This window comes from Clostridium sp., from assembly GCF_021443865.1.
Classification (GTDB): domain Bacteria; phylum Bacillota; class Clostridia; order Clostridiales; family Clostridiaceae; genus Clostridium.
This window is the reverse complement of the sequence record NZ_JABUTB010000100.1, coordinates 1-7,421: the sequence shown is the minus strand read 5'-3', so window position 1 is coordinate 7,421 and position 7,421 is coordinate 1. Positions and strand designations below refer to the sequence as shown.

Genomic DNA, 7,421 nt, shown 5'->3' with positions numbered 1-7,421 from the left:
GTAAAGTAAATGAAAGGGAATTTATTAAATCCTACTGGATGGAAATTTAATAAGAAAAAAATGGGATTTACATTAATTGAATTAAATGTATCAATGTTAATTCAATTAATAGTATTAACATTGGCAATTAATTCATTTATATTAATTATTAAAAATTATTCAGTTCTTATGAATAATTCGAAAGTTCAAAATCCCTTTGATGATGCAGTTCTTAATATAGAAAGGCTTTTAACAGGATATATGATTGAATCTATAAATATACAGGATAATATTATAGATAATAAAGGCTTAATAGTTATTAACTACAGAATAGATAATAGTGAAAGTGATATAAAAAGAAAAGAGATAAAGTTTGATGCTACTAAAGGGAAAATTGTTTTAGAAACATATAAAAATAAGTTTAAAGTAGGTACTAATATAATAATGATTGATGTTACAAGCTTTAGTATTATAAAAAAAGATAAAATTTATTATCTACAAATTACTAATAAAAATAATGATAAAAGGATTATGTGCTTATGAAATATAAGAAAAGAGCTTTTGCATTTATTCAAAGTTTAATAATATTTATGCTTGTAATACTAATAGTAAGCATTTCTGTTACTTTAATTGAATCTAATTATCTTAAAGCTAATACATTTAAAAGCTATCCAGATAAGAGATCCTTAGATATTGAAGAGGAAATTATTTTAAAGAAAATTAATAAGGATAAAAATTATACCTATAGTGACAATAAATATCAACTCATTAAGAGGAAAGAATTATATTATTTAGTAAAGAAGAGTACCAATTCTAATACTTATTTTCAACTTGAAGTTAAGGAAAAAGAAGGAGAAAAATTTTTGGTACCAACTCATTATAAAACAAAAAATATTATGGGAGATATTAATGTTGATTAATAGTATTATTGTATATAGACAAAGATATTATTACAAAGGAATAAGATATAGTAGAGCTGATATAAAATCTCTACTTAATAAAATAAGCAAAAACAGAAGAATTATTTTGTGTCCTGAAAGTATTTTAATAAAAAAATATAATTACTCAAGTAAAAGTGTTGATAAATTTATTGATAATAAAATATATGAGGATTTTGAAAATAAAGATAATCTTTTATTTCATTATGAAGTAGATAAGGAATATAAAAATGTTTATTTATACTCTATAAGAAATAATATTAGAGAGTTATGTGAAACTGCAAAAGATTTAAGAATTGAGGTCCTTGAGTTTAAAATTAAAGATTTTGTGAAAAGTAAAATGAAAAATATTAAAGATATTATAATACTATATAAGTTTAATAATGTAAGTTATCTATTGAAAATTAGTAATAGTATTATTGTTGATATAATTACAACTATAGATACAAATGATATTAAAAACTATTTAAGTCAAGTAAATAATGAAAAAATTGTTTTAGTAAAGGATAAAGAATATATAGATGTAGATAATATATCCTTTAATTATTCTATAGATTTAGGGGTTGATACATATGAAAAAATATGTAAGGAATAAAAATTTCATTTCAGATGATTTTATCAATAAGATAGAGAAAAATTCTAATGAAAATAACAATAAGTTGATTTTACTGTTATTAATTGTAAATATATTTATAATTCCTAATACTATTTCTAAAATATCTAATGAATTAAAGAATAATAAAACGGTACCTGTTTCAAATACAAATACTATTTCTAATATAATCTATAAAAATATTAATAATGATAAATTAATTTTAATACTTAATTCTATGGACAATATTAAAAAAATAGAAATTGATAATAATGCTGGCTTTATTGAAGTGGATTCTATGGAGGAAGTATATAATATAGAAGAAAAAAAGGATTTTAAAATAAAATCTGTAGAGGTTAAAGAAAAAAATATTTCTGTAGAGGTTCAGCTATGAAAAAGAAATATGCACTATATATTATGGTAGTAATTATAAGTTTTTTACAATGTTATATATTATTGAGATATAGTAATGATGCGGAAGTTGAAAATATAGTGGATACACAAGTAGATAGTATAACTATAAGTAAAAATGTGAAAAATATAAAGGACATAAAGAAAGATTTTATTAATTATAAGACTGTCACTATTTTAGGCTATAATAAACTAGAAGATGGAAGTTGGAAAATCAAATGTTTATTAAATGGCAGCAAAAAAGATGTATTAAGTGATATTGAAAATATAAAATATTATGAAATAATTGATTATAACTTAAGTTATGAAAAAAATAATGTATCAATAGAGGCAAATCTTATATATAAATAATTGCATTTATTTGTGAATTTTGATAAAATATTTTTGTTATGTCATAAACAATGTTGAAGTTATGACTATTTAGTTGATAAAAGAGTTATACTACTAAAAGAGTTATACTAAATATGTAATAAAGTTTTTGGAGGGATATTTAATGATATCAGCAGGAGATTTAAGAAAAGGTACTACTTTCGAGCATGAAGGACAAGTTTATACAGTTATAGAATTCTTACACGTTAAACCTGGTAAGGGTGCAGCTTTTGTAAGAACTAAACTTAGAAATGTAATTTCTGGTGGAGTAACTGATACAACTTTCAATCCTACAACTAAGCTTCAAGAAGCAGTAATTGAAAGAAAAGAAATGCAATACCTTTACTCAGATGGAGAATTATACTACTTCATGGATCAAGAAACTTTTGAACAAATACCTTTAAACTATGAGAAAGTTGAAGACGCTATAAAGTTTATCAAAGAAAATATGTTTGCAGTAATTAAGTTCTACAAGGGAGAAGCTTTCTCAGTTGAAGCTCCAAACTTTGTTGAATTATTAATAACACAAGCGGATCCAGGAATAAAGGGAAATACAGCTACAAATGCGATGAAACCTGCTACATTAGAAACAGGAGCAATTGTTAATGTTCCTATGTTCGTTAATGAAGGAGATGTAATTAGAGTAGACACTAGAACTGGTGAATACATGGAAAGAGTATAATAAACAAAAGCTAAGTTTTTACTTAGCTTTTATTTATAATTCTAAATAATTGGGTATAATTAAAATAGATTATTTCTAGTTTTAAGGAAGTGGATATATGAAGGAAGTAAAGTTTAAAATAGAAAAACTAAAGGAAGAAATATCTTCTGTTGAAGATATTAAATATAAAGATATATTTAATAGTATACTATCTATAGTTAGCGACATATCTGATTCTATAGAGGAGATTGATTATAAGCAGGATTCTTTAGAAGAAAATATTAAATATATGGATGAAGATATTATTGGATTACAAGATGAGTTATTTGAAGAAGTTTCAATAGAAGAATTAATTGAACTAGAAGAAGAATATATAGAAATTAACTGTAAAAACTGTAATAAGCCTCTATTTGTTGAAAAGGAAGCTATAAATGAGAATAAAAAAATACCATGCCCATTTTGTAATAAAGAAGCACTATAATAAAAAATCCTATTAACATATGTTAATGGGATTTTTATATTTTAGAATTTATAAGTGATATTTACTTGTAAATATTCTTATTAATTTATTATTAGTATATATGAGATAGGATATAGACATAATATTCTAGCCTTTTGGATATTACCAGCTGGCGAAGAATATAATATCTATATCCTTTTTTATAGTTATTTTTAAATATTTTACATATTTAATTATTAGTATGAATATTATCTTATAGATAGAAATAATCATAAATATAACAATAGAAAAGGAAGTGATAAATTGTGGAATGAGGATGAAGTATTAAGAATATTACCATCAGATATAAGTAATGAAGTAAGTGGATATTTATTAATGGAATCTGTACAAGAAATACGGATAAAAGTAAACAAGCCTATTATAATTCATTTATCTACTAAAGAAGTTATATTAAATAAGATAGCTACAATAAATGATATTAAACAGATATTAATTAGAGTTTCAAATTATTCTCTATATGCTTATGAAGAAGAAATCAAACAAGGATATATTACAATTAAGGGTGGACATAGAGTAGGAATAGCTGGTGAATGTGTATTATCTAAAGGAGAAGTTAAAACTATTAGAAATATTTCATCTATAAATATTAGAATATGCAAGGAAGTTAAGGGCTGCTCTAATGAAATAATGAAATATATTGTTGAAAATGATAGTGTAAGTAATACCTTAATAATCTCTCCACCTAAATGTGGCAAAACAACTATATTAAGAGATTTAGCTAGAAATATTTCAAATGGAATGCCTATTAATAATTTATCTGGTAAAAAGGTATCCATAATAGATGAAAGAAGTGAAATAGCATCTTGTTTTAATGGAATACCACAATTAGATGTAGGAATTAGAACAGATATCTTAGATAATTGCTTAAAAAGGGATGGAATGATTATGGCAATCAGAAGCTTATCTCCAGAAGTATTAATATGTGATGAAATTGGTACAGAAGGAGATATAGAATCACTGAATATGGCATTTAATTCTGGAGTAAACATAATAGTTACAATTCATGGATACAGCATTGAAGATATATATAAAAGAAAGGTTTTTAAGGAATTATTAGAAGATAATATTTTAGAGAAAGTGATTGTTTTAAGTAATAGAAGAGGACCAGGTACATTAGAACATATATATTCAATAATGTCTGGAGGGGAGCTAAAATGCTTAAAATAATAGCCATTTCAATAATATTTTTTGCTTGCACATATATAGGCTTTTATTACGGAGAAAGCTTTAAAAGAAGAAGTAAACAGCTAAAATCCATATTAAAGTCAGTGATGTTTTTAAATAATGAAGTAATGTACTCCAACACACCATTACCTGAGGCATTAAAATATATTTCTATGAAGGTAGAAAGCCCTATAGATGATATTCTTTCAAATGTAGCAGTAAGTCTTGAAGGTGGAGAATCTAAAAGTGTATATGAAGCATTTATGGAGGAATATCATAAAAGTAAAGGTAACTTAAATTTATTTCAGGAAGATAAGGGGATAATTAAAGACTTTCTTAAAGGGCTAGGAGAATCAGGTATATATGGACAAGATAAGCTATTTAATTTAACTATTGAAAATATGAAAATGAACTGTAAAGCTGCAGATGAATTAGCAAGGAAGAATTATAAAATGTATAGTGCTATAGGTATGTGTGTAGGTGCAATGATTGCAATTTTTTTATTTTAGTGGGAGGGGAATAAATGCTAGATATAAGTATTTTATTTAAAATAGCAGCTATGGGTGTCTTACTTGTAGTTATTGATAAAGTTTTAAAAGCCAGTGGAAAAGATGATATAGCGGTAATAACAAATATTGCAGGAATAGTAATTATACTTATTACAGTAATTGGATTAATAAGCGATCTATTTAACACTGTAAAAACTATGTTTATGCTATAGGAGATTATTATGGAAATATTAAAAATAGTATCCTTTGCACTTGTTGCATTATTTATATTCTTATTATTTAAGGATAAACGATCTGATATAGCTGTATTAGTATCATTACTAGCTGGTGTAATTCTTTTTGTATCGATTTTAACTAGTATAACTGACATAATAGGCTTTATTAAAGATATATCATCAAGGGCCAATATAGATATAGTTTATATAGGAGTTGTTTTAAAGATACTTGCAATATCATATTTAGCAACATTTTGTAGTGAGATATGTAAAGATGCAGGAGCAGCAAGTATAGCTAGTAAAGTTGAATTTTCTGCTAAAATATTAATTTTAACTTTAGCAATACCTATTTTAATGGCTGTATTACAATCTATTTTACAAATATTGTAGGTGTTTATATGTTTAAAAAATTATTTACTATAAGAATTGTATTTGTATTTACTATAATAGTGCTTACATTTATAAATTCTAGTACTAAAATTGCTTTAGCAAATGATAAGGATAATAACTTTGAATACTCCATAGAAAATAATGAACTTCAGGATGAAGAAGTAAATAACAAGCTAAATTCATTATATAACTATATAAATAGTATGAAGTTTGATATTGAAATAATGAATGACTTAGATCCAGCAGAATATATAAAGGGATATATAAAAAATGGTGAAGGAAATTTATCTGTAAAAACCTTTAGTAATGCAATTATTAGTTTTTTATTTAAAGAGGTAAAAACAGCACTTTCATTTTCTGTAAGTATTATAGTTATTGCAATTATGTGCTCTTTAATAAAAAACTTACAATCAGCATTTTCAAGTGAAGGAATTTCAAATATAGCATTTTTTGCTTGTTATTCTATATTGATAATAATTTTATCTAAGAGCTTTTTGGTAAGTATTAATATTGCAACGGATATAATAAAAGACTTGTCAAACTTTATGGCTGCAATTTTACCAGTACTAGTTATGATGATTGGCTCAATAGGCGGTTTTGCCCAAGCAGCTACTATGGACCCTATTATTATTGGAGCAACATTAATAATTCCAAGAATTTATACAACTATCATAATACCTTTAATACTTATAAGCTTTGTTCTAGACTTTGCTAATAATATCTCTAATGATTTTAAAATTGGAAATCTATGCAAGTTAACAAGGCAAATAACTATTTGGATTCAGGGGATTATACTTACGTTATTTATTGGGCTACTAACAGTAAGAGGCATAACTTCATCTACTATAGACGCAGTTACATTAAAAACTGCAAAATTTGCAATAGATAATTTTATTCCTATAGTAGGTAAAGCTTTTTCAGATGCCATTGCTTCTGTAGCAGGATATTCACTTATAATTAAAAATGCTGTAAGCTCCATTGGACTCATAATAATAGTAATTATGATGCTTTATCCAATAATTAAGTTAGTTCTAATTTCTTTTGTATATAAATTAACTGCAGCTATTATAGAACCTATAAGTGATAAACGTATAACTAGCTCTTTAGCTTCAGCAGGTAATTCATTAATATTACTAATGTCTTGTGTACTATCAGTTAGCTTAATGTTTTTTGTTCTATTAGCCATAATGGCTTCTGCTGGAAAGTTCGTTATAGGAGGCTAGGAAATGAATGAGATAAAAGGGTTTATTGTAACTTTAATAAGTATGATTATTTTAATTTCTGCTATAGAATTAATTTCCCCTGATAATAGTATGAAAAAATACTTAAAATTTGTTCTAGGAACTATTTTAATATCTGTACTAATAAGCCCAATAGTTTCTTTTATAAATAATGGAGAAAAATCTATAACTAGCGATATTTCTGAATATATAGACCTAGTTAATGGAGAATCTAAGGAAAGAATAAGTGAAAATAGAGAAAGTACAAGTGAAGCTGTATTTAAGGGGAATTTGCAAGAAAATTGCAATAGATTATTAAAGGAAAAATTTAAGGATCTTGAATTTAAAAGTAATATTGATTGCAATTTAAGCATGGAAGATATAACTTATTCAATTAATAAAGTTGAAGTAGGTGTAAAAAATAGAGAAGTTTCTAAAATAGAAAAAATAAAA

General features: G+C 24.8%; 13 protein-coding genes. All 13 read left to right on the top strand.

The window, feature by feature from the left end; genetic code table 11:
- Nucleotides 1-9 precede the first annotated feature (9 nt).
- The gene (locus HUJ77_RS13640; RefSeq protein ID WP_291709514.1) at nucleotides 10-522 is read left to right on the top strand and encodes a prepilin-type cleavage/methylation domain-containing protein; all 513 of its coding nucleotides are present in this window, start codon (nucleotides 10-12) and stop codon (nucleotides 520-522) included.
- Nucleotides 519-899 carry a hypothetical protein gene (locus HUJ77_RS13635; RefSeq protein ID WP_291709512.1) on the top strand — a complete coding sequence of 127 codons (381 nt, stop codon included), beginning with the start codon at nucleotides 519-521 and terminating at the stop codon, nucleotides 897-899. The genes HUJ77_RS13640 and HUJ77_RS13635 overlap by 4 nt, the downstream gene beginning before the upstream one ends.
- On the top strand, nucleotides 889-1,512 hold the full coding sequence (locus tag HUJ77_RS13630; RefSeq protein WP_291709511.1) for a hypothetical protein: 624 nt from the start codon (nucleotides 889-891) through the stop codon (nucleotides 1,510-1,512). The genes HUJ77_RS13635 and HUJ77_RS13630 overlap by 11 nt, the downstream gene beginning before the upstream one ends.
- Nucleotides 1,490-1,903, top strand: a complete 414-nt coding sequence (locus HUJ77_RS13625; protein ID WP_291709509.1) for a hypothetical protein — start codon at nucleotides 1,490-1,492, stop codon at nucleotides 1,901-1,903. Before HUJ77_RS13630 ends, HUJ77_RS13625 begins: the two co-directional genes overlap by 23 nt.
- Nucleotides 1,900-2,271 (top strand): hypothetical protein, encoded by a 372-nt coding sequence (locus HUJ77_RS13620; RefSeq protein ID WP_291709507.1) that lies wholly within the window; start codon nucleotides 1,900-1,902, stop codon nucleotides 2,269-2,271. The genes HUJ77_RS13625 and HUJ77_RS13620 overlap by 4 nt, the downstream gene beginning before the upstream one ends.
- Nucleotides 2,272-2,413: 142 nt before the next feature.
- Nucleotides 2,414-2,971, top strand: a complete 558-nt coding sequence (gene efp, locus HUJ77_RS13615) for an elongation factor P (RefSeq protein WP_291709505.1) — start codon at nucleotides 2,414-2,416, stop codon at nucleotides 2,969-2,971.
- A gap of 97 nt (nucleotides 2,972-3,068) precedes the next feature.
- Entirely contained in the window at nucleotides 3,069-3,431 is a 363-nt protein-coding gene (locus HUJ77_RS13610) for a CD1247 N-terminal domain-containing protein (protein ID WP_291709503.1), read from the top strand.
- 282 nt (nucleotides 3,432-3,713) lie between these two features.
- Nucleotides 3,714-4,637 carry a stage III sporulation protein AA gene (gene spoIIIAA, locus HUJ77_RS13605; protein ID WP_291709501.1) on the top strand — a complete coding sequence of 308 codons (924 nt, stop codon included), beginning with the start codon at nucleotides 3,714-3,716 and terminating at the stop codon, nucleotides 4,635-4,637.
- Nucleotides 4,625-5,143, top strand: coding sequence for a stage III sporulation protein SpoIIIAB (gene spoIIIAB / locus HUJ77_RS13600; RefSeq protein ID WP_291709499.1), 519 nt, complete (start codon nucleotides 4,625-4,627; stop codon nucleotides 5,141-5,143). The genes spoIIIAA and spoIIIAB overlap by 13 nt, the downstream gene beginning before the upstream one ends.
- A gap of 14 nt (nucleotides 5,144-5,157) precedes the next feature.
- Nucleotides 5,158-5,355 carry a stage III sporulation protein AC gene (gene spoIIIAC, locus HUJ77_RS13595; protein WP_291709497.1) on the top strand — a complete coding sequence of 66 codons (198 nt, stop codon included), beginning with the start codon at nucleotides 5,158-5,160 and terminating at the stop codon, nucleotides 5,353-5,355.
- Between the two features lie 9 nt (nucleotides 5,356-5,364).
- Nucleotides 5,365-5,748 carry a stage III sporulation protein AD gene (gene spoIIIAD, locus HUJ77_RS13590; RefSeq protein WP_291709495.1) on the top strand — a complete coding sequence of 128 codons (384 nt, stop codon included), beginning with the start codon at nucleotides 5,365-5,367 and terminating at the stop codon, nucleotides 5,746-5,748.
- A gap of 8 nt (nucleotides 5,749-5,756) precedes the next feature.
- The gene (spoIIIAE, locus tag HUJ77_RS13585; RefSeq protein ID WP_291709493.1) at nucleotides 5,757-6,971 is read left to right on the top strand and encodes a stage III sporulation protein AE; all 1,215 of its coding nucleotides are present in this window, start codon (nucleotides 5,757-5,759) and stop codon (nucleotides 6,969-6,971) included.
- Between the two features lie 3 nt (nucleotides 6,972-6,974).
- The coding region (locus HUJ77_RS13580; RefSeq protein ID WP_291709491.1) for a stage III sporulation protein AF at nucleotides 6,975-7,421 on the top strand (447 nt) is incomplete at its 3' end.

Bases quoted from the DNA above. Each gene is read 5' to 3' on its own strand.
- HUJ77_RS13620 (WP_291709507.1), top strand. From the start codon at position 1,900: ATGAAAAAGAAATATGCACTATATATTATGGTAGTAATTATAAGTTTT.
- HUJ77_RS13610 (WP_291709503.1), top strand. From the start codon at position 3,069: ATGAAGGAAGTAAAGTTTAAAATAGAAAAACTAAAGGAAGAAATATCT.
- efp (WP_291709505.1), top strand. From the start codon at position 2,414: ATGATATCAGCAGGAGATTTAAGAAAAGGTACTACTTTCGAGCATGAA.
- spoIIIAE (WP_291709493.1), top strand. From the start codon at position 5,757: ATGTTTAAAAAATTATTTACTATAAGAATTGTATTTGTATTTACTATA.
- HUJ77_RS13635 (WP_291709512.1), top strand. From the start codon at position 519: ATGAAATATAAGAAAAGAGCTTTTGCATTTATTCAAAGTTTAATAATA.
- HUJ77_RS13625 (WP_291709509.1), top strand. From the start codon at position 1,490: ATGAAAAAATATGTAAGGAATAAAAATTTCATTTCAGATGATTTTATC.
- spoIIIAC (WP_291709497.1), top strand. From the start codon at position 5,158: ATGCTAGATATAAGTATTTTATTTAAAATAGCAGCTATGGGTGTCTTA.
- HUJ77_RS13630 (WP_291709511.1), top strand. From the start codon at position 889: ATGTTGATTAATAGTATTATTGTATATAGACAAAGATATTATTACAAA.
- spoIIIAB (WP_291709499.1), top strand. From the start codon at position 4,625: ATGCTTAAAATAATAGCCATTTCAATAATATTTTTTGCTTGCACATAT.
- spoIIIAD (WP_291709495.1), top strand. From the start codon at position 5,365: ATGGAAATATTAAAAATAGTATCCTTTGCACTTGTTGCATTATTTATA.
- HUJ77_RS13640 (WP_291709514.1), top strand. From the start codon at position 10: ATGAAAGGGAATTTATTAAATCCTACTGGATGGAAATTTAATAAGAAA.